18 protein-coding genes are annotated in these 20,482 nt (G+C 66.3%); 9 read left to right on the top strand and 9 right to left on the bottom strand.

Annotation, left to right across the window (positions count from 1 at the left end):
* Nucleotides 1-235: 235 nt before the first annotated feature.
* A complete protein-coding gene (locus tag DEIPR_RS11350) occupies nt 236-955 on the top strand; it encodes a c-type cytochrome (protein WP_013623099.1) in 720 nt (239 codons plus the stop codon).
* Complete coding sequence (locus DEIPR_RS11345; RefSeq protein WP_013623098.1) at nt 952-2,532, top strand: flavin monoamine oxidase family protein; 1,581 nt, start codon at nt 952-954, stop codon at nt 2,530-2,532. The genes DEIPR_RS11350 and DEIPR_RS11345 overlap by 4 nt, the downstream gene beginning before the upstream one ends.
* Nucleotides 2,533-2,733: 201 nt before the next feature.
* Here the strand turns inward: DEIPR_RS11345 and DEIPR_RS11340 are convergent, their stop codons facing one another.
* Nucleotides 2,734-4,332: a S8 family peptidase gene (locus DEIPR_RS11340; RefSeq protein WP_013623097.1), complete on the bottom strand. Its 1,599-nt coding sequence runs from the start codon at nt 4,330-4,332 to the stop codon at nt 2,734-2,736.
* Between the two features lie 646 nt (nt 4,333-4,978).
* The gene (locus DEIPR_RS11335; RefSeq protein WP_013623096.1) at nt 4,979-6,574 is read right to left on the bottom strand and encodes a Na+/H+ antiporter NhaC family protein; all 1,596 of its coding nucleotides are present in this window, start codon (nt 6,572-6,574) and stop codon (nt 4,979-4,981) included.
* A 125-nt stretch (nt 6,575-6,699) separates the two neighbouring features.
* Between DEIPR_RS11335 and DEIPR_RS11330 the strand changes: the two genes are divergently transcribed.
* The 3 genes from DEIPR_RS11330 (at nt 6,700) to kynA (ending at nt 9,734) form a co-directional block, all read left to right on the top strand.
* On the top strand, nt 6,700-7,530 hold the full coding sequence (locus tag DEIPR_RS11330) for an SRPBCC family protein (protein WP_013623095.1): 831 nt from the start codon (nt 6,700-6,702) through the stop codon (nt 7,528-7,530).
* Nucleotides 7,527-8,705 carry a zinc-dependent alcohol dehydrogenase gene (locus tag DEIPR_RS11325; RefSeq protein WP_013623094.1) on the top strand — a complete coding sequence of 393 codons (1,179 nt, stop codon included), beginning with the start codon at nt 7,527-7,529 and terminating at the stop codon, nt 8,703-8,705. Before DEIPR_RS11330 ends, DEIPR_RS11325 begins: the two co-directional genes overlap by 4 nt.
* Before the next feature lie 165 nt (nt 8,706-8,870).
* Nucleotides 8,871-9,734, top strand: coding sequence for a tryptophan 2,3-dioxygenase (gene kynA, locus DEIPR_RS11320; RefSeq protein ID WP_013623093.1), 864 nt, complete (start codon nt 8,871-8,873; stop codon nt 9,732-9,734).
* 70 nt (nt 9,735-9,804) lie between these two features.
* On the opposite strand, the gene DEIPR_RS11315 is transcribed toward kynA, so the two are convergent.
* Both DEIPR_RS11315 and DEIPR_RS11310 read right to left on the bottom strand, forming a co-directional pair.
* Nucleotides 9,805-10,788, bottom strand: coding sequence for a PIG-L family deacetylase (locus DEIPR_RS11315; RefSeq protein WP_148231958.1), 984 nt, complete (start codon nt 10,786-10,788; stop codon nt 9,805-9,807).
* Between the two features lie 689 nt (nt 10,789-11,477).
* Nucleotides 11,478-12,077, bottom strand: coding sequence for a hypothetical protein (locus DEIPR_RS11310; RefSeq protein WP_013623091.1), 600 nt, complete (start codon nt 12,075-12,077; stop codon nt 11,478-11,480).
* Nucleotides 12,078-12,135: 58 nt separating this feature from the next.
* Here DEIPR_RS11310 and DEIPR_RS11305 point away from each other — a divergent pair, with 58 nt between their 5' ends.
* From DEIPR_RS11305 to kynU, 3 genes are all read left to right on the top strand, one after another.
* Nucleotides 12,136-12,753, top strand: a complete 618-nt coding sequence (locus tag DEIPR_RS11305; RefSeq protein ID WP_013623090.1) for a cyclase family protein — start codon at nt 12,136-12,138, stop codon at nt 12,751-12,753.
* A complete protein-coding gene (locus DEIPR_RS11300; protein WP_013623089.1) occupies nt 12,750-13,235 on the top strand; it encodes a hypothetical protein in 486 nt (161 codons plus the stop codon). Before DEIPR_RS11305 ends, DEIPR_RS11300 begins: the two co-directional genes overlap by 4 nt.
* A 90-nt stretch (nt 13,236-13,325) precedes the next feature.
* Nucleotides 13,326-14,519, top strand: a complete 1,194-nt coding sequence (gene kynU, locus DEIPR_RS11295; protein WP_041222967.1) for a kynureninase — start codon at nt 13,326-13,328, stop codon at nt 14,517-14,519.
* A gap of 264 nt (nt 14,520-14,783) precedes the next feature.
* Here kynU and DEIPR_RS11290 read toward each other — a convergent pair whose 3' ends face one another.
* The 3 genes from DEIPR_RS11290 to DEIPR_RS11280 form a co-directional block, all read right to left on the bottom strand.
* Nucleotides 14,784-15,533 carry an FRG domain-containing protein gene (locus DEIPR_RS11290; protein WP_342626728.1) on the bottom strand — a complete coding sequence of 250 codons (750 nt, stop codon included), beginning with the start codon at nt 15,531-15,533 and terminating at the stop codon, nt 14,784-14,786.
* Nucleotides 15,534-15,641: 108 nt separating this feature from the next.
* Complete coding sequence (gene glf, locus DEIPR_RS11285; RefSeq protein WP_013623087.1) at nt 15,642-16,883, bottom strand: UDP-galactopyranose mutase; 1,242 nt, start codon at nt 16,881-16,883, stop codon at nt 15,642-15,644.
* Nucleotides 16,876-18,063, bottom strand: coding sequence for a glycosyltransferase family 1 protein (locus DEIPR_RS11280; RefSeq protein ID WP_013623086.1), 1,188 nt, complete (start codon nt 18,061-18,063; stop codon nt 16,876-16,878). Before DEIPR_RS11280 ends, glf begins: the two co-directional genes overlap by 8 nt.
* A gap of 207 nt (nt 18,064-18,270) precedes the next feature.
* Here DEIPR_RS11280 and DEIPR_RS11275 point away from each other — a divergent pair, with 207 nt between their 5' ends.
* The gene (locus tag DEIPR_RS11275) at nt 18,271-19,380 is read left to right on the top strand and encodes a glycosyltransferase family 2 protein (RefSeq protein WP_013623085.1); all 1,110 of its coding nucleotides are present in this window, start codon (nt 18,271-18,273) and stop codon (nt 19,378-19,380) included.
* Here DEIPR_RS11275 and DEIPR_RS11270 read toward each other — a convergent pair.
* Both DEIPR_RS11270 and DEIPR_RS11265 read right to left on the bottom strand, forming a co-directional pair.
* Complete coding sequence (locus DEIPR_RS11270) at nt 19,353-19,952, bottom strand: class I SAM-dependent DNA methyltransferase (protein WP_013623084.1); 600 nt, start codon at nt 19,950-19,952, stop codon at nt 19,353-19,355. The genes DEIPR_RS11275 and DEIPR_RS11270 overlap by 28 nt on opposite strands.
* On the bottom strand, nt 19,949-20,356 hold the full coding sequence (locus DEIPR_RS11265) for a hypothetical protein (protein WP_013623083.1): 408 nt from the start codon (nt 20,354-20,356) through the stop codon (nt 19,949-19,951). The genes DEIPR_RS11270 and DEIPR_RS11265 overlap by 4 nt, the downstream gene beginning before the upstream one ends.
* Between the last annotated feature and the right edge of the window lie 126 nt (nt 20,357-20,482).

Raw genomic sequence — 20,482 nt, 5'->3', positions numbered from 1 at the left:
GCGGCGGCCTGATGTTGTGGCCGCCAGAAGAGCAGACGGCCTGTCGGACCGACTGGAGGGCGGTCACGGCCGAGTCTGCCAGCAGATACTGCCACGGCCCGTAACAGTTGCTCTGCCCACTCGAAAAGGTCTAAGTTGACGGTAGACCCAGCGGGTCATTTGTCACGAAGTATGGCTGGATGCGCTTTCTACAGTTCGCCGGCCTTCCCTTTAACCCCCCCGAGGAGAGAACCCGATGGATCAAGCAAAATCGGCGGCTTGGAAAGCCGTGGCGGCCCTGGCCGCGCTGTTTCTGATTGGAACGGCGCTGCTGCTGGGCTTCGCCCGCACCACTCCAGCCCAGGAAAATACCCGTGCAGCCCAGGCGGCTGGAGTTCAGAAGGGCGAAGGCGCTGGCCAGAGTGCCGGCTCAAAAGGCACCGGCTCCCAGAGCACCGGCTCCGGCAGTGAAACGGCGTCTGGCGGCGCAGCGAGCGGCGCGGCCGGCGAAGGCGATTCCACCCAGCCGCCCACCAGCCAGGGCCAGGTACAGGCCGAGGGCGAAGACGGTGCCCTGGCCGGCGGCACCAGCGTCACGGACGAGGAAAAGAACGCGGCGCCCACCGTCCACCCCGCTTTTGACGTGGAAACCGGCGCCGAGCTGTACGCGGCGGCTTGCCAGAGCTGCCACATGCCCGGCGGCACCGGGGCCGACGGCGGCGCAGGCACCAAGAACTACCCTGCGCTGGCCGGCAACCAGAACCTGCAAGCGGCCGTCTATCCCGCGACCTTCATCCTGAACGGCGCCGGCGCGATGCCTTCTTTTGCCGATCAGCTGACCGACGAGCAGGTGGCCGCGATTATCAATTATCTGCGCCACGACCTGAACAAATTCGAGGGCGATACCGCTGCCAGCGAGATTGCACCGCTGCGCAAGGGCGCCCGTTCCACCGAGCTGGGAGATGATGCCGGATGAGTAAGACGATCAAAGGCGGACTGAGCCGCCGCCGCTTTATCGAGATGATGGGAGCCGTCGGGGGCAGCGCCGCCGCTTACCACGCCATGACTTCGCTGGGCTTCGCGCAGGCCAGCACCAACGCCGTGCCCCAGTTGCAGGGCAGCGGTCAGGGCAAGAGTGTGCTGATTCTGGGCGCCGGCCTGGCCGGGATGTCCTCGGCATTCGAGCTGAGCAAGATCGGCTACGACGTGCGGATTCTGGAATTCAACGACCGCGCCGGCGGCCGCTGCTGGACCCTGCGCGGCGGCGACACCTTTACTGAACTGGGCGGCGAAACCCAGCAGGTGAAGTTCCAGGAAGGCAACTACTTCAACCCCGGCCCCTGGCGCATTCCCTATCACCACCACACCTACATGCACTACGCCCGGCAGTTCGGCGTCAAGCTGGAGCCCTTTATTCAGGTGAACGAGAACGCCTACATTCACCGCTCCGGCCCCGGCAAGAAGTACCGCATCCGCGAAGTGCGCTCCGATTTTTACGGCAACGTGGCCGAGCTGCTCAGCAAGGCCGTCAATGCCGGTGCCCTGAAAGAAGACCTGACCGGCGACGATCAGGACGCCATGATCGAGGCGCTCAGCCAGTGGGGTGCCCTGGACGACAGTGCCCGCTACGTGAAGGGCATGGTCTCCAGCTACCACCGTGGTTACGCTGTGGATCCCGGCGACCGCACCGACCCCGGTCCCGGCCAGCCTTCCGACCTGATTCCCCGCGAGGAGCTGCTGAAAGACGGCTACTGGCAGAACATCATCGACGGGCTGGTGTACGAGCACCAGCAGGCCATTTTCCAGCCGGTCGGCGGCATGGACCAGATGGCGCGCGCCTTCGAGGAACGCACCCGCGACATGATCACCTACCAGGCCCGCGTGACCGGCCTGACCGTGACCGACAGTGGCGTGACGGCGACCTATCAGGATGCCGGCGGTGCCGAGCAGCAGGTACAGGCCGACTACTGCATCTGCACCATTCCGCTGTCCGTGCTGTCGCAGATCAACCTGCAGGCCGACCCGGAACTGGTCAAAGCCACCAAGGAAATCGCCTACGCGGCCAGCTTCAAGGCCGGGCTGGAGTCCCGCCGCTTCTGGGAAACCGAGGAGCACATCTACGGCGGCGTGACCTACACCGACCTGCCCATTGCCGTGACCAGCTACCCTTCGACCGGGCAGAACCTGGCCGAAACCGGCGTATTGCTGGCCGCCTACCAGTTCGGTCCCAACGCCCTGAAGTACAGCGGCATGACCCCAGACCAGCGCCTCAAGGAAGTGCGTTCTCAGTATGCCCAGATTCACCCGCAGATTGAAAAGGACTTTATCAGCGGCGTGAGCGTGGGCTGGCACCGTGTGCCCTGGTCGCTGGGCTGCTACGCTCCCTACAGCGATGAGCAGCGCAAAGGAGCCTACGAGGTTCTCAGCCGCCGCCACGGTCCGCTGATGCTGGCCGGCGAGCACATCAGCTACTGGAACGGTTGGCAGGAAGGGGCCCTGCTCTCGGCTATGAGTGCTGTCAAAGAAATCCACGGCGCCGCTCAGGCCAGCTAAATCCAGGCCAGGTCTGCCTGGCGGAGGCCATGACATAGGGGGTGGAGGGCGAAGGATACTGCCTTCCAACCCCTGTCTATTTGCTCCTGCCACCTCCGTGGGGCAGGCTAGCTTAATTCAGTGCCCTCCTGAATAGGAGAAAGCAAGAAGAGGCGGCTCCTCCTAAGGGAAGCCGCTTCTTCTTGCTGCAGCGCTCAGAGGTTACTGCACGGTCAGGGTAAAGGAACCGCTACCGGAGTAAGCGTAGACTTCGTAGCGGTAGGTGCCGCTGGTCACGCTGGTGCTGATGCGCTCGCTGGAGCCGGTGCTTTCGCTGCTTGCCACATCCACCCAGCTGCTGCCGTTCCAACGCTGCAGGAACAGGTCAAAGTCGGTGCCGCTGGGACCGGTCAGCTGCAGGGTGATGGTGCCGCTGCGGGCTTCACCGCTGGCGCTGGGAGCATACAGCGAGTTGCCCTGGCTGACGGTGCCGGTGAAGGTACGCTCACCGGGGGCCGGCGTAGGCGTAGGAGTGGGCGTGGGGGTGGTGCCGGTGCCTGCCAAGGTGTAGAGGAGGCGGTTGGGGCTGCCGTTGAGGCCGGTCAGCTGCCCGGTGGTGGCGTTGGCGTTCAGGGTGCTGGCCACCTGGGCAGGGGTGTAGCTGGGGTTGGTGGACAGTACCAGGGCAGCGCCGCCGGCCACGTGCGGAGAAGCCATCGAGGTTCCGCTGATGGTGTTGGTGGCGGAGTTGCCGGTGTACCAGGCGCTGGTGATGTCGCTGCCCGGAGCGTTGATGTCCACGCAGGAGCCGTAGTTCGAGAACGAGCTACGGGCGTCGCTGCGGGTGGTGGCGCCCACGGTGATCGCCAGCGGAGCGCGGGCGGGGCTCACGTTGCAGGCGTTCTGGTTTTCGTTGCCGGCCGCCACAACCATGGTCAGGCCGCGGTTCACGGCGCCGCTCACGGCGTCGTCGGTGGCCTGGCTGGCGCCGCCGCCCAGGCTCATGTTCGCCACGGCCGGGCCGGAGCGGTTGCTGGCGGCCCAGTTGATTCCGGCAATGACGCCGGAGTTGCTGCCCGAGCCGTCACAGCCCAGCACCTTTACAGCGACCAGGCGGGTGGCCTTGGCGACGCCGTAAGTGCTGCCGCCCACGGTGCCGGCCACGTGGGTGCCGTGACCGTTACAGTCGGTGTTGCGGCCGTCGCCGGTCTGGTTGGTGCCCCAGACGGCCCGTCCACCGAAGTCGTTGTGGGTGGTCAGGATGCCGGTGTCGATGATGTAGGAGGTCACGTTGCTGGCGTTGGTGTTGTAGACGTAGGTGCCGTTGAGGGGCAGGGTGCGCTGGTCCACACGGTCCAGGCCCCAGGTGGCGCCGCTCTGGGTGGCGTTGGCACGCATGACCTGGTCCTGTTCGATGTACTTCACGCGGGGATCGGCGCGCAGAATCTGCAGGTTTTCAGCGCTGAGCTGGGCGGCGAAGCCTTCGAGCGCCTGGCCGTAGATGTACTGCATGGTGACGCCCTGGGGCTGCAGGCCGAAGGCCTGAATCAGGCTGCTCTCGCTCTGGGCGCTCAGGTCACTGCCCAGGGCACCCTCGCTCAGCACCACGATGTACTGGCCGTCAATCACGTTCTTCTGGTCCACTTCAATCAGGGGAGCCAGTTCGCCGGCGCTGCGGGCACGCTCGGGGTTGGGCACCTGGGTCAGGCCCTGACCGGCTTCGGGAGCGGGCGCTGCGGGGGTGCTGGGAGCACTGGGGGCGTTACCGCAGGAGGCCAGCAGCAGGCCCAGACCAAGGGCGACAAAAGTCGTCTTTTTCATATTCTTACCTCTTTCAGAAACGGCAGCAGAGAACACAGACCTTCCCAAATCTGTTGCGGTCCCCGTGACCACAGGTTGAACTGTCCGTTTCGGCCCACACCCTAAGCTTTAATAAAAACGCTAAAAGTGACTCATCCTGCAAAGGTGGCCTTATCAAATGAATTCTCCTGTCCGGGTGGGCTTTTCAAGCTGAGCCTTCGGAGGACTTTCGGGTGTTGATTGATAGAAAAAGCCTGGGAGCCACCGCCTCTGAGAGCAAAGTTCAGCGGAGGCTCAGAGATTTCGGTGAGAGGCAAGTGAAGCAGGGCGGTGACTTACGGAGGCTGTCCAGCTGTGCCTGGGCGAGAGCACGCCCATGTCAATCATTGCCGAGTCATCAACAGCACCGCGTGTCGTTTGCGTTCTTGAACAGGTCTCTCACAGCGGGAGCAAGGAAGCCCCGACATCTGGCAGGTCTGCAGTGGTCATTTTCTGCTTCCACTTTTCGGCACTGTACTTTTCAGCACTATGCAGGAACAACTCCCTCCAGCTGGCAAACAGGGCCGCAGGACACGGGGAGGGGGTCAGCAGTCTGCCGCCACAGACCGTTTCGCCTGCATTTCGGCGGGGTTCTGGAGTTGGCATGGCTCTGGAGTCTCAGTCAATCCTAGCCTCTCAGTGGCTGTCCGGCCCGGCCAACCCACCAGGAGTAGGCGGCCAGTCCCAGGACAACGGTCAGCAGACCCAGCCAGAACTGTCCACTCAGACCGGCGACGAGGTAAGCCAGCAGCGTGATGGCCCCGCCCACCAGGGCGTAGGGCAGCTGGCTGACCACGTGGTCGCTATGATGGCAGCCGGCCCCGGCCGACGATAGGATGGTGGTGTCGGAAATGGGCGAGCAGTGGTCTCCCATCACGGAGCCGGCCAGCACGGCGGCCAGGCCGGTAATCAGCAGTTCCGGGGCGGCGGTGCCCAGCAGGCCGCCAGTAATCGGCAGCAGCAGCCCAAAGGTGCCCCACGAGGTGCCAGTGGCGAAGGCCATGGCCGCTGCCAGGCTGAACAGCAGCGCCGGCAGGATGGCCGCTGGCAACGACGCCTGCACCAGCCCCGCCAGATAGTCGCCGGTACCCAGCTGACCAATCAGGTCGGTGGTCATCCAGGCCAGGACCAGCACCACGACGGCCGGGAACATGGCCCGCAGGCCTTCCAGCATGCCCTGGGCCAGGCTGCCGGCCGCCAGAGCGCCGCGCCGCCAGTGGCCCAGCCAGCGCAGCAGGGCGGTCAGCACGCCCAGCACGCCGCCCCACAGCAGCGAACCGGCCACGTCGGTGTATTCCAGCATTTGCAGCAGTGTGGCTGCCTGGCCGGTCTCTGCGCGGTAGGCGGCCGCGCCGCTCCAGAACATGGCGCCTACCGTGGCCAACGTCAGTACCCCGATAGGCCACAGCAGGTCGCCGGTGCGGCCCGAGCCGGATACCGGCAGCGCCGCCGAAAGTTCGCCCGGGGCCGCGCCGCTTGTCACACTGCCGGCTGGCAGCTCGCCGCGTGCTTCGGCCTCGTAGCGCTGCATCGCGCCGAAGTCACGCCCGGTCCAGACCGTGACAGCGACCAGGCCCAGCGCTGCCCAGACGTAAAAGTTCTGCGGAATGGTCTGCAGGAAGGTGCCCAGTGCTCCCTGACCACTGCCGGCCAAGCCTTCTGCAGTCAGCACGCCGCCGATCAGCGCGATGATGTACGCGCCCCAGCTGGAGATGGGTGAGACCACGCACACCGGCGCGGCGGTGGAGTCAATCAGGTAGGCCAGCTTGGCGCGCGAAATCTGGTGGCGGTCGGTCACAGGCCGGGCCACCTGACCTACCACCAGGGCGTTGAAATAGTCGTCGATAAAGATGGCGACGCCCAGTACGGCGGCCAGCGCGCCGGCTGCCCGGCGTGAGCGGACGCGGCGCAGCGCCCACTCACCGAAGGCGCGGGCGCCGCCGGTCAGAGTAACGAACGCCGTCAGAATCCCCAGCAGCAGCAAGAAGCCCAGGACCGACAGGCTCCACACATTCAGTTCACCGGCGCTGTCTTCGCCCGGAGTCCAGAACACGGCGCTGAATGTCTCCAGCACTCTTTGCAGGGTGGCGCCGACATCACCGCCTGACAGCAGCAGCGCCGCACTCAGGATGCCGGCACCCAGGGCCAGCAGCACGCGCCGGGTGACGATGGCCAGGGCGACGGTAAGCAGGGGAGGGAAAAGTGACCAGACAGTATGTTCCATAAAGAGCCTCCACGGAGAGACGGGAAGTATAGCTGGCCGGAGCGGCCTTTTAGGAAACCTTGGTGCAGTCCTGCAGCATAAAATTTCACACGTTTGGCTCTGAAAGCGTGCGCCATAGTGCCTGTATGAACACCAAAGCTGTTCCTCCTAAGAAGCTGCCGGGCGCAGAACTGCCAGGCAGTGAGCGTACTGCCCTGGGTGTGCTGGGCGGCGCCCTGATGGTTTCGGGCCTCGGCCAGTCAGGCGTCAGCCGTCTGGTGCTGCTGGGCCTGGGCGGCAGCCTGGGCTATATGGCTGCCCGCGGCCGTAACCCTCTGGCCACCGCTCTCAAGGTGGACCAGAACGACCAGGGCGAGGTGCAGGTGCGCGAAGCGACCACCATCGCTAAGCCTGTGGACACCATCTACGGGCAGTGGCGCGACCTGCCTAACCTTCCGCGTATCATGTCGCACCTGGAACGGGTAGAAGTGCTTGACGGCCGCCGCTCGCGCTGGACGGCCAAGGCCCCTGCGCCCATGAACGAGGTGAGCTGGGAAGCCGAAATCACCGCCGACGAACCGGGCCGCCGCCTGGCCTGGTGTTCGCTGCCGGGGTCGGGCATTGAGAACAGCGGTGAAGTGCTGTTCCGGCCCGCTCCCGGCGACCGGGGCACCGAAGTGATCGTGCGGCTGACCTACCGTCCTCCCGGCGGCAGCTTTGGCGCTGTGGCCGCCCGCCTGCTGGGCGAGGAGCCGGCTCAGCAGCTGCGCGACGACCTGATGCGTTTCAAACGCGAGCAGGAACTGGGTTACAACCCCACCATCAATGGACAGACCAGCGGCCGCGCCGATGCCGGTCAGCGTCAGCCGGCGCCCGCCGCGCAACCCGAGAAGCCGGCCCTGGCTTCCAAGGCAAGCAATCCCGCAACCGACAAGACTGGCGAGACCAATGCGTCCGACAGGAAGGGTGAACAATGAAAGCAATCGTCTGGCAAGGAGTCAATCAGGTTGGCGTAGAGCGCATTCCGGACCCGGAGCTGCTGCTGCCGACCGACGCCATTATCAAAATCACCTCGACCGCCATCTGCGGCTCGGACCTTCACCTGCTGGACGGAGCCATCCCCAGCATGGAAAAGGGCGACGTGCTGGGGCACGAGTTCATGGGCGAAGTCGTGGAAGTGGGCCGCGATGTCAAGCGGCTGAAGGTGGGCGACCGGGTGGTCGTGCCCTTCAACATCGCCTGCGGCGTGTGTGACCCCTGTCAGCGCGGGCTGTACGCGGCCTGCGACAACTCCAACCCCAACCACCGGATGGCCGAGGCCCTTTACGGCGCCACCAGCGGCAGCGCCCTGTTCGGCTACTCGCATATGTTCGGCGGCTACGCGGGCGGACAGGCGCAGTATGTGCGTGTGCCGTTTGCGGACGTGGGTCCCTACAAGATTGAAACCGACCTCAAAGACGAGCAGGTGCTGTTCCTGACCGACATTTTCCCCACCGGCTATCAGGCCGCCGAGCAGTGCGGCATTCTGCCAGGCCGCGACGTGGTGGCCGTGTTCGGCGCGGGGCCGGTGGGCCAGTTCACCGCCCGCAGTGCCCAGATGCTGGGCGCCGCCCACGTGATCGTGATTGACCGGGTGCCCGAGCGCCTGGCGATGGCCGAAGCGGCCGGCTGCCAGACCATCAACTACGAGCAGGAAGACGTGCTGGTGGCGCTGCTGGAGTCCACTGGCGGACGTGGTCCCGACCACGTGATTGACGCGGTGGGCATGGAAGCCCACGGCCACGGCCCCGGCCACGCGCTGGATATGGCCGAGCGCGTGACTGGTATGTCCTTCGACCGCATCACCGCGCTGCGCTGGGCCATCATGAGCTGCGCCAAGGGCGGCACCGTATCGGTGCCCGGCGTATACGGCGGCCTGGTGGACAAGCTGCCAATGGGCGCGGCGTTCGGCAAGGGGCTGCAGTTCCGGATGGGCCAGACCCACACCCACCGCTATATCGGCCCGCTGCTGGGGCGCATCGAAGCCGGTGAGATTGACCCCACCTTCGTGATCACCCACCGCGCCACGCTGGACGAAGCACCCGAGCTGTACAAGACCTTCCGTCAGAAGCACGATGGCTGCGTCAAAGTGGTGCTGAACCCCTGGGCCTGAGCTTTTGCCCAAGCTTCCGGCCTTAGGCTCCCGGGCCTAAGCCTCTTGGCCGGGGCTTCGCCGCTTCCGCTTTTTCCCGAACGCCGGTGCCTGTCAGGGCCGGCGTTTTGCTGTATGGGTGTCTGGGTACTGGCCTCCTTGGCAAGCTGTGCCAGACTGGCAGGCATGTCCCACAATTCTGAGCCGAAGGCCACGCGGCCCGGCGCCCCCAACGGTGCCGACCAAGCGTACAGCGATTTCACCCGTAGCCTCAGCTATGGCGACTACCTGCAGCTGGACGTGCTGCGCAGTGCCCACCAACCGGTGACAGAGGCGCACGACGAGCACCTGTTCATCGCGGTTCACCATGTCTCGGAGGTCTGGCTGAACCTGATCGTGTATGAGCTGTCTGCGGCCATGTCGCTGCTGGAGCGCGGCATCACCGACGCGCCGCTGAAGATGCTGAGCCGGGTGGTGCGCGCCGAAGAACAGATGACGGACGCCTGGGACGTGCTGAAAACCATGACGCCCACCGACTATCTGGAGTTCCGCAGCGCCTTTGGGCGGGCGTCGGGCTTTCAGAGCGAGCGCTACCGCATGATGGAATTTATGCTGGGCAACCGCAACGAGGTGATGCTGCGTCCGCACGCTCACCGCGAAGACCTGCACGGCCCCCTCAAGGCGGCGCTGCAGTCTCCCAGCATCTACGACCTGACGCTGCGGCTGCTGGCCCAGGCCGGCTTTGCTCTGCCTGCGGAAGTGCTGGAACGTGACTACTCGCAGCCCTACGTGCCGCACCCAGCGGTCAAGGCCGCGTGGATGCAGGTATACCGCGACACGGAACGCCACTGGGAACTGTACGAGCTGGCCGAAAAACTGCTGGATGTAGAAGACCAGTTCCGCCGCTGGCGCTTCAACCACCTGACCACCGTGGAGCGGGTGATCGGATTCAAGCGGGGCAGCGGCGGCACGAGTGGGGCCGGCTACCTGAAAGAGGCCCTGGATATAGTCCTGTTCCCCGAACTGTGGGAGGTGCGGACCGAGCTGTGAGCGCCGGGAACATCGTGGGGGCCACACTGCTCCCCACGCTTTCCCGAGGCGCAGGGGTCAAGACCTGCTGCTAGAAGCAGGGGGTCGGCTGGCTGGCAGGGATAGTCCGCATGTAGTGTTTGCCCAACCAGGACTTGTGCAGCGGTTCCCAGGAACCGGGGAAGCCCTTGTCGGCGCGGCCGCTTTCCAGAACGCCGAACAGGGCCGCATGGTTGAGCAGCTCGTCGGTGGTCATGTTGATCGGCAGGCTGGAGGTGTTGTAGGTCTGGTAGAGCTTTTGCTCGGCGCAGGGCATCTTGGGGAGCAGCTCCGTGAGCAGCTGTGAGGTCGTCTGGTGGTCGATGTGGTCGCTGTCATTGATGACAGGGTCCGGGTCGGCCAGATTGAAGCGCAGCGCGGCCGTGTAGCGGCCCTCTCTGCGCACCAGCGCCTCAATCGTTTTGGAGAGGTCCGCCCAGCCCTGGTAGGTGGCCGAGTTGTCCACCGCTGTGAGCAGCGCTGCCTCGCCGCTTTGCAGCTGCGCGAGAGAGGGGCCCCCGGCTCCGCCATCGGGCAAGCGCAGGTAATAGCTGGCCGTGTTGCCGTAGGTCACCCGGCGAATCAGGTGGCCGTTCACCGTCACCCGGCTTCTGACCGCAGGCTTGTGCGACACCGTGCTGACATCCGACATGAAGCGGATACTGCGCTCGGCGCCCTCTTCCCGGGCCAGGATGTACGATTCGCCCGGCGTCAGCGACCGGCGGCCGGCATCCCCGGCAGTGGTATAGATAAAAACCATTTTGGTGTTCTCTTCCTGCGATTCGGCGTAGGCGTCCGGATTCATGAACAGCTGCCAGTCGTCGGGGTGGGCCACCACATAAAAGGACACTTCGTCCCACCACCACACGGACTGGGAACTCAGCGTGTCGTCCACCGTGCCCAGGTCCTGGTCTTCGGCGGCCCGGGGACTGGCCGCAGGGGGCGCCTCATGGGCTGCCGCTGCGGCTGCTGCGCTGGGCCGTTGCCCGGCAGTGACGGGGGCCGTGGGGGCAGCGTCACGGGGCGCAGAACTCACGGGGCGGCTTTCGGGCTGGCCAGCTGCTCCACTCAGGGGAAGGTTCTCTTTGCCGCAACCGGTGAAAGCAAATCCCAGGATGAGGGCCATAAACTTAAGTTTAGATTTTTTCATAAATCTCCTTCTAAGGCTGAGCCTCCCCCCTCAAGGCGGCATGATTTTCCAAGAATAACCTCAAATACTGCGTCTGTGAGCTAATTTTTGAGTGCTAATATTATGTAATCTTAATGAGATATCTATATACAGCCTTCATCTTACAATGACCGGTTGTCCTGGCTGAGCGGCTTCACAGTGCTGCCAACAGGGCACCCCCGATCCGGCGGAGCGTAATGGTGGGGTTCTGCTGGTGGCGCAGCCTTTGGGGAGAGGTGCACCTCACAGGGCCGGGGGCGTCCAGTTCCACCTGCTGACGCATGCTCCACCCACGGGCAGCAGAACTGGCCGGCGCCAGGGTTTTCCACCTAGCGAACTGGCGTGGCTGCGGCGCTGCACCTGACCGCCTTGCGTGACATGCAGACTTAGGGTCCGGCGGTGCCTGCGCGGCGGCCGGTAGGGAAGAAGGGATTTGCCGCGGCGCAGACACCTGAGCTGCATGCCCCTGGGATGTTTTGCCGGGCCGGCGACTGCCCCTCGGGCAACCGTGCACACCGGCTACTGCGAACGCGGTATCTCAAGGTGAAGCTTTGTCGTCAGCGCTGCGTCCTGTTCATGCGACCCCTGCTCATGGCCTGATAGCCCAGGACCTGCCGTACCAGCTGCACGCGGTCCTGCGGTGGCAGACCGTAGACCACCAGCGCCACCCCCCGGCCGCCCTCCGCCAGGGTGGCGGCCGAGTCGCCAGGATGCACGGAGCGCACCACCACGCCTTCGCCCTCGCCCGACAGCACCAGGGTGACCGCTTCTTCCCGCTGCGCCCACTGCCCAATCGCCTGCACCTGCCGCACCGAGGGCCACGCCAGATAAGCCAGCGCCAAGCCCAGCCCCAGGGCAAGTTGCAGCCACCAGGGCAGCCCCAGCAGACTGGTCGCCACGCCGAACAGCACACCCAACACCACCAGAATCAGCAGCCGCTGCGGGGTCAGGCCGCCCGGATTCTGCCCCGGCTGCAGCTCGGGCGGCTGCGGGTCGCCCGGCTTGCCCGGCAGCGCGGTGACCACCTGCCGTCCCTCAGCCTTCAGCCCGTGCAGCTGCAGATGGTCCGGGAACACCGCCCCTGCCGCGCCCTGCCACAGCGGCCGCGCTGCCATGGCCGCCTGCATTTTTTCCTGCACTCCGCCTTTGTTGGTCATGGCTGTCCAGTGTAGGGCCTGCGTCGCCGGCCTGCCGGACTTGCCGTAGCCTGGGCTTATGCAGGTTCTCGATATTTCCCGCGCCCTTACCCCTGGCCACCCCAACTGGCCCGGCGACGCGCCCTTTACCGTGACGCCCGGTGCCCGCATCAGCAGTGGTGATTCGGTGAATACGGGTGTGATTTCCACCTCCACCCACACCGGCACCCATGTGGACGCCCCCTGGCACTACGACGACGCGGCCCCCCGCCTGCACGAGATTCCGCTGGACGTGTACGTGGGCCGGGCGCTGGTGGTGCGGGTGCCGCCGGGCGAGCGCATAGAAGCGTCGCTGCTGGATACCCTGCCAGCCCAGCTGCCGCCCCGGCTGCTGCTGTGCACCGGACAGCCGGCGCACTGGGACGAGTTTCCGCGCACCTTCATGTTCCCTGCCCCCGAGTTCGTGCGGGCTGCCGGAGAGCGCGGCGTGCGCCTGCTGGGGCTGGACGTGCCCAGCATGGACCCGCTCGACAGCAAGACGCTCGACAGCCACCATGCGGCCTACGGCGCCGGTATCCACATCCTCGAAAGCCTCAGCCTGAGCCACGTCGCTCCCGGCGAATACACGCTGGTCTGCTTGCCGCTGCCGCTGCACGGCGCAGACGGCGCCCCGGCCAGGGCGGTTCTGCTGCCATGAGCGAGCTGTCGGGCCGGGTGGGTGCGGTGTACCAGGGCTACGACCTGCGGGCGAGCTGGGACGGTGAGCGGCTGCGCGGGCGCATCGGCGGCGTGTACCAGGGCAAGGATGTGGACCTGCGCTACGCAGGCGGCGAAGTATCGGGCCGGGTGGGCGGAATCGTAGACGGCTTCGACGTGCGCGGCTCTCTGAATTCGGCGGGCGCAGCCCTGCGGCTGGGCGGGCAGTGGGAAGGAGACGACGTGGCGTTCAGCTTGGACAGGGGCGAAGTGCGTGGCCGCTTTTCGGGCCGCTGGGACGGCAAGGATATTGCCCTGTCCGCAGGCCCGGCAGCGGTTGCAGGGCGCATCGGCGGTGTGTATGGCGGCAAAGATGTGGCGCTGCAGCTTCAAGGAGTGCCGCCGGAACTGGCGGCTGTCGCCGCGCTGTGTGGTTACCGTCAGCTGGAAGAGGATCAGGCAGCGGCCAGCACACGGGACTAAATGGGCCACTCGTGGTCAAGCACGCCGCCCGCTTTCCGCATCTGCCGGAAACACCTCTGTCTTCCTGTGGGGGCCACGTTATCTTGGTTTATGCCAAAACTCTATAAGCCTGAAGCTTTCGCCCTGCCGGACGGAATCTATATGGACGGCAACAGCTTGGGTCTGATGCCGCATGCCGCGAAAAAGGCCGTAGAACGGCGCCTGACCGACTGGGCCGAGCAGGCCGTGATGGGCTGGGACCACTGGTTCGGCCTGAGCGAGAGCCTCTCGCCGGCTCTGGCGCGGCTGGTCGGGGCGCGGCCCGAGGAAGTCATTGCCACCGGCTCGATTACCACCAACCTCCATTTGCTGGTGCCGACCTTCTACCGCCCACAGGGCCAGCGCCGGCACCTGCTCGCCACCGAGCTGGACTTTCCCACCGACCTTTACGCCATGCGCTCGTGGGCCGACCTGAACGGCGCCGAGCTGCGGCTGATTCCCTCACGCGACGGCCACACCCTGCACCCGGACGACATCGCTGCCGCCATCACAGACGAGATTGCGCTGGTGCTGCTGCCGACCGTGCTGTACCGCTCCGGGCAGCTGCTGGACGTGGCCCGCTGGACCGAGTACGCCCAGGCGCAGGGGTGCGTGGTGGGCTGGGACGCGGCGCACTCCATCGGGGCAGTGCCGCACCAGTTTCACGACCACGGCGTGGATTTCGCGGTGTGGTGCAGCTACAAGTATCTGAATGCCGGTCCCGGTGCGCCCGGCGGCCTGTTCGTCCACGAGCGGCATCTGGGTACGGTGCCGGCTCTGCGCGGCTGGTGGGGCAACGACAAGACCAGTCAGTTCCGCATGGAAAACGAATACAGCCGTGGTGAGGGCGCTGGCGCCTACCAGCTGGGCACACCGGGCGTCCTGTCGCTGGCCGGGCTGGAAGGCGCGCTGGAGGTGTATGAAGGGGTGGACCTCGCGCAGCTGCGGGCCCGCTCGCTGGAGCTGACCGGCCTGATGCTGTCCCTGGCCGACGAACTGCTGCCCGAAATGCAGGTCATCACTCCCCGCGCCGAGGCTGAGCGCGGCGGGCATGTCTCGTTGCAGTGGGACCACAACAAGCAGGTGTCGCTGGCGCTGCGGGCGCGGGGGATTATCCCTGACTACCGTGAGCCAGGCATCGTGCGTCTGGCCCCGATCCCCTTTTACAACAACGAAGACGATGTACGCGGCACCATGCAGGCCATCCGCGAAATTATCGATTCCGGCGAGTACCGCTCCGTGGGCGAGGGCAGCGCCGTATCCTGAGGGCTGCGCTCCAGGCCGGCGCGCTCAGTCCTGGTGCAGCCGGGCTTCATCGGGGGTGGGGGCGCGGCCAGCGCGGAGCTGCTCCGTTTCGCTCTCGCCCAGCGGACCGCCGAGGGGTGGCCCACTGGCTGAGCGGCTTCCCGTATGCTCAAGGCTGGCCTGGTGCTGAAGGCCGCTCTGGTGCTCACGCACCCGGTAGTAGCGCCGCAGCCACTGGCTCAGGCCGCCCAGGTCAGGAAACAGGGTCCGCTCGCTGATGTTGGCCTAGTCCAGCTTGTCACGGATTTCGGTCTTCAGCCCGGCCGGCAGAACAATCTGCTTGATGGCGCCGTCATGGGTCTCAAGCCAGTCTTCCAGCTGGGCGTCCGGGCTGGACAGCATGGAGAACAGCGCCGACTGCTGCACGATGCGCTGGTCCAGTGAGGGCGGTTCCAAAAACAGCAAGAAGGGCTGCCCGGCTACCGTTTCGTACTGTTCCAGCCAGTGGGTATCGCTGTCGAAGCCCAGGTGGCTCTGCGTCAGGCCCCCGGCATTTTTGCCCAGGGCGTCCAGCATATCTACCGTGAACACGGCGCTGCCTTCGTGTTCTAGCAGCTGGCGCAGCGGCGCGGGCAAGCTGTCATTGGTCTCGGCAAAATTCAGCATCCACACCACCCCGTCTTCGGCGTAGAGCGCCTCGGAAGCAGTCGCAAAGTGCAGGGCCACCAGCGGCGAGTACGACCAGTCCAGCAGCCGGGTGGGCAGGCCGTGGTGCTGGCCCACCGCCAGCCAGTACCACAGCAGGTCGCGGTCCGGCACGCTGCTGTAGGCGTACTTGCGAAAGGCCCGCACCAGGTGCCGCTCCAGTTCGCGTGGGTCGCCTCCCAGCCGCTGCAGCGAGGTGGTCAGCGGAAGCCGCCGCCCCTGCCCCCGGAACACGTAGGGCGAGCGAAAACGCTGCAGGGACTCGTTCCAGGCGTCCTGATGCAGCAGTTCCATCAGTTCGGTCCAGCTGGAGACTCGGTGTATCTGCATGGAGGTTCTCCTTGGAGTGGGGAGCGGGCACGCGGCCAGGGATGTACCAGGAAAGCGGGCGCAGCGGCCGGGTGAACCTTCTTCCCCCGCTGCGCCCGCTGGCAGGCTTCAGGACTGCTCGGCCTGTTCGCTGCCCTGGGGGTCGCCAGCTGCCGCGCTGTTCAGGCGGCGGAAAGTCGCCAGTGCCTGGGCCACCACCTGGTCCATGTTGTAGTAGCGGTAGGTCGCCAGCCGGCCCACAAAGGTCACGTCGGGGCGGGCGTCGGCCAGGGCCTCGTAGCGCTTGTACAGCTCGGCGTTCTCGGGGCGGGGCACCGGGTAGTAGGGGTCGCCCTCGGCACGCGGGAATTCGTACACCACGCTGGTCTGGTGGTGGCGCTGCCCGGTGATGTGCTTGAACTCGCTGACGCGGGTGTAGGCGTAGTCGTTGGGATAGTTCACCGTGCCCACCGGCAGCAGGTACTCCGCGTCGTGCGTTTCGTGCCTGAATTCCAGGCTGCGGTAGGGCAGGGCTCCGTAGCAATGGTCAAAAAAAGCGTCCACCGGCCCGGTGTAGATCATGTGGCGCCAGGGAATCACGTCCACGATTTCGCGGTAATCGGTGTTCAGCATCAGCTTGATGTTGGGGCTGCTCAGCATGTTCTGAAACATCCGGGTGTACCCGTGCAGCGGCATCGCCTGGTACACGTCCGCAAAGTAGCGGTCGTCGCGGTTGGTGCGGGTCGGCACGCGGGCAGTCACGCTGGCGTCCAGCTCGGAGGGGTCCAGGCCCCACTGCTTGCGGGTGTAGCCCCGGAAGAACTTCTGGTACAGGTCGCGGCCCACGCGGCTGACCACCACGTCTTCGGAGGTGCGGACCTGCTCCACCGGCTCGGCCACCGACGCGAAAAAGTCTTCCAGCTCGAACGAGGTCAGGCTCAGGCCGTACAGCTGATTGACCGTATCCAGGTTGATCGGCATGGGCACCAGCTGGCCGTCCACGTTCGCCTTGACCCGGTGCTGGTAGGGCCGCCACTCGGTGAACTGAGAGAGGTAGTCGAACACGTCTTTGGAGTTGGTGTGGAAGATGTGCGGGCCGTAGGGGTGAATCAGCACGCCAGCGTCGTCGTAGCAGTCGTAGGCGTTGCCGCCGATGTGAGAGCGCCGGTCCACGATCAGCACCCGCTGGCCGCTGGCCGCCAGGCGCTCGGCCAGCACACTGCCGGCAAAGCCCGCACCCACGATCAGGTAGTCGAAATCCTGCGCCGGAGCCGCCGGAGCCTGAGTCAGTGCTCCGGCCTGCTGGTCGGCCGCCAGCTGTTCAGCCGCCGTAAGGTCTTGGGTAGGGTGTTGGGGGCGGGGTTCAGTCATCGGCGGCTCCTTGCGCGGCGTCTGTGTGTGAAGTCGGGTACTTTTGCTCGGCGGCCAGTTCCATCTGTGCGGCCATGTCCTGCCAGGTGCGGTCCCACGACAGGTCAGCCAGGAAAGCGTCGGCGCGGGCCTGGCGCTCGGCGGCGGCCGGAGTGCCCGCTTCGGCCAGGGCAGCGGCGCAGGCCGCCTCGAAATCGCCCACACTGTCTGCGATGCGGGCCAGCTCGCCCACGCCGTAGGGCTGCACCACGTCGCGGATGCTGGTCGAGACCACCGGCACGCCGGCGGCCAGGTATTCGGGCGTCTTGGTGGGGCTGATGAACTCGGTGGCCTCGTTGCGGGCGAACGGCAGCAGCGCCACGTCCCAGCCGCTGAGGTAGGCGGGCAGCTCGGCGTAGCCCTTCATGCCCAGGTAGTGCAGGTTGTCGGCGCGGGGCAGGTCTTCGGGGGCGATTTTGACCACCGGGCCAATCAGCACGAACTGCCACTCGGGTCGGCGGCGGGCCAGCTCACCCACCAGCTCGATATCGAAGCGCTCGTCAATCACGCCGTAAAATCCCAGCCGGGGCCGGGCGATGACCTGCTGGTCGGCCGGGTCAGGCTGCTCGGCGCGGGCCTGGGCAAAGTGGGCGACTTCCACGCTGGAGGGAAAAGGATGCGCGTTGGGGTGCTGCTCGCGTTTGGCCTCGAACAGCCGATGCCCGCCGGTAAAGACCACGTCCGCCTGGGCAAACAGCTGGCGCTCGCGCTCACGCAGTTCGGGCGGCGCCCCTTTGAAGTTGGCCAGTTCGTCCATGCAGTCGTACACGGTCACGCGGGGGCGCAGTTCGGCGGCCACCGGCAGCTCCATCGGGGTGTAGACCCACAGGTCGTACTCGCCCAGGCCCTCGCTGCGGACCAGTTCGCCCAGCAGGGCAGCGGTGCGGCGCTGCGACTCGGCAGGGCTGTGCCCAGCCTCTATATACGGGGTGCACACAGTCACGCCGCTGGGCTGCCGGCTGCGGCGCAGTTCGTCAGGGTGCTCACCGAACATAGGTTCTTCGATGTAGTACACCGCCCGCGTCCTGGCGGCGCGGGTCATCAGGTGCTGGGGGCGCTGAAACACGAAATCCCAGCGCAGGTGGGACAGAACCAGCAGCGCCGGCGTGGAAACAGGCGGCACAGCAGAGGACTGGGTCATGGGTGGACTCCTTTTCTTAGGGGATATCGGCTTAAGGCAACGGTCAGGTAAGGACCGAAGTTTTCTTAAGCTACTCTGGCCTCAGCAGATTGAAAGTCAGATTTTCCGGTTGTTGACGTTTGGTTAAAGCCGCCGAGGTGAGGGCGCTGCCAACCGCAGCCTGATCTGCCGACTTCCAGTGGCCGGCCAGATACACTGAGAAAATCCGTGTCTGACCTTTGCTGCGCGCCGCCACCTCACTCCACCGTCGTTGCCCTGCCGGCCCGGAACGAGGCCCAGGGGATTGGCACTGCGCTGCGGGCGCTGGGAACGCAGCGGGACGGCGCCGGACAGCCGCTGCCTGTGCAGGCCGTGCTGCTGGTCAACAACACCACGGACCAGACCGCCGCCCTGGCCCGGCTGGAAGCGGCACAGTGGCCGCAGTTGCAGCTGCTGGTGCGTGAGGAACACTGGGACACGGCGCAGGGCGGTGTGGTAGAGGCCCGGCGCCGCGCCCTGGACTGGGCGGCGAGCCTGGCCGGTCCGGCGGGCATCATCGTGAGTACTGACGCTGATACCCGCCCTGACCCTGGCTGGCTATGGCAGCTGACCGCGCCGCTGCGAACCGGCGCGGTCCAGGCAAGTGCCGGGCGTATCCTGCTGGACCCGGCCGAGCGGGCTGCACTGCCGCCGGCCGTGCGCCGCACCCACCTGCTGGACAGCGGGTACCGCTGGTGGGCGGGGGCACTCACGGCGCGACTGAACCCCGACCCCTGCGACCCCTGGCCGCGCCACTGGCAGCACTTCGGGGCCAGCCTGGCCCTGACCGTGCGGGCCTACCGGGCAGTAGGCGGCATTCCCGACGTGCCGGCGCTGGAAGACCTGGCGCTGGTGCAGGCGCTGAGGCAGCAGGACCTGACGCTGCGCCACACCCCGGCGGCGCGGGTGTACACCTCGGCGCGGCGCTCGGGACGGGTGGCGGTGGGACTGTCCACGCAGCTGCAGGAGTGGGCCAGCGGCCCGGAGTCCTGGCGGGTGCCGGGCGGCGCCGAAGTGGCGGCTCTGGCGCGGGCCGAAGCGGCGCTGCACCGGGCCTGGCAGGGGAGGGCTGTCTGTGCCGCCGAGCTGGCCGAGCTGTGGCAGCTGGCGCCCGGTGAGCTGGCCGGGGCCCTCCGCCTTCCCCACTTCGGTCAGGTGCTGGAGAGGGCGCACCAGATGCGGCAGGCCGGGGCATGGGGCCGGCAGTTCCCGGCGGTGCCGGTGGAGCAGGCGCTGCGCGAGGTCCGGGCCGAGTTGGCCCGGCTGGGCCCTCAGCCGGGCTGGCCCGGGGTTCGCTGAAATGCGTCCAGCCGGTAGCCCTGCTCCTCATCGCCGTGGCGCTCAGCGTGCAGGTGCTCCAGGCCCCGGCCCACGCGCGCCAATGCCGCCTCGTGTACGGCGTCGCCCGTCTGAGGGTAGTCGTGGACCCGTGGGGTCCAGTGGACCAGCAGCAGCGTGCCGCCGGGTTCTAGCCGGGCCAGAACCTCATCCAGCGCCTGCTGCAGGTCGGCGGGCGACAGGTAGTACAGCACTTCGCTCAGCACGGTGAGGTCGAAAAGGCCGTCCGGCAGGCCACCAGGCAAACCGGCGCGGCGAAACTGAATGTGGGTCTGCCCGGCGTTGCGTGCCCTGGCCCGCTCCAGCGCCTGCTCGCTGATGTCCAGGGCCAGCAGCCTGTCCGCGCGCTGCGCCAGCTGCCCGGTCAGCACGCCGATGGAGCAGCCCACTTCCAGTGCCCGGCGGTAGCGTTCGTGCGGCAGCGCAGCCAGGGTGCGGGCGTACTTGGCCGCCTCGTACGGACTGCTGGCAAAGTCCCAGGGGTCTTCGTTCGCGGCGTAGACATCCTCAAAATATTCGGGGGGCAAGGTCACAAGTCGGTTTCTCCTTCTCCGCCCAGGTCGAAAGTGGGCGGGGCGGTCGTGTCGGACGGGGCGCTGCCTGGGGGCCTGGCCGGTGCCTCAGCTGCTGGGGCCAGTTGCAGGGTCACTTCTGCGCCGTGTACTCGGCAGGCGTACTGCCATCTCCCTATTTTGCCCGCCTGCTCGGCACTCAGGGTACCGGTGCTCAGGCCCAGGTGCACAGTCTTGCCGCTGGTGCGCTCGGTGTGGGCTCCGGACTGAAGTTGCTGGAAGTCCCGCAGTTCCGCTGGCGGATTCAGCGCGGCCAACTGCTCACGGGCGGCCGCCTCACATTGCGCGGCCACGTCACCCGGCGAGAAGCAGCCCGCCAACAGGGCGGGGAGGAGAAAGAGGAGGAAAAGGGAGCGGCGCGGCATTTGCCCTCACTGTACTTTGCCTTGGCTGTACCTTGCCTTTGCCGTATTCCGCCTTTACCGCACCGTGTGGCTGGGTATCCGCGCCGGCAGGTGGCTGTGGCTGGCAGATCAAAAAGCGGGCCCCCG

Origin of the sequence: Deinococcus proteolyticus MRP (assembly GCF_000190555.1) — a bacterium.
GTDB lineage: Bacteria > Deinococcota > Deinococci > Deinococcales > Deinococcaceae > Deinococcus > Deinococcus proteolyticus.
This window is presented reverse-complemented; position numbering and strand designations above follow the sequence as displayed.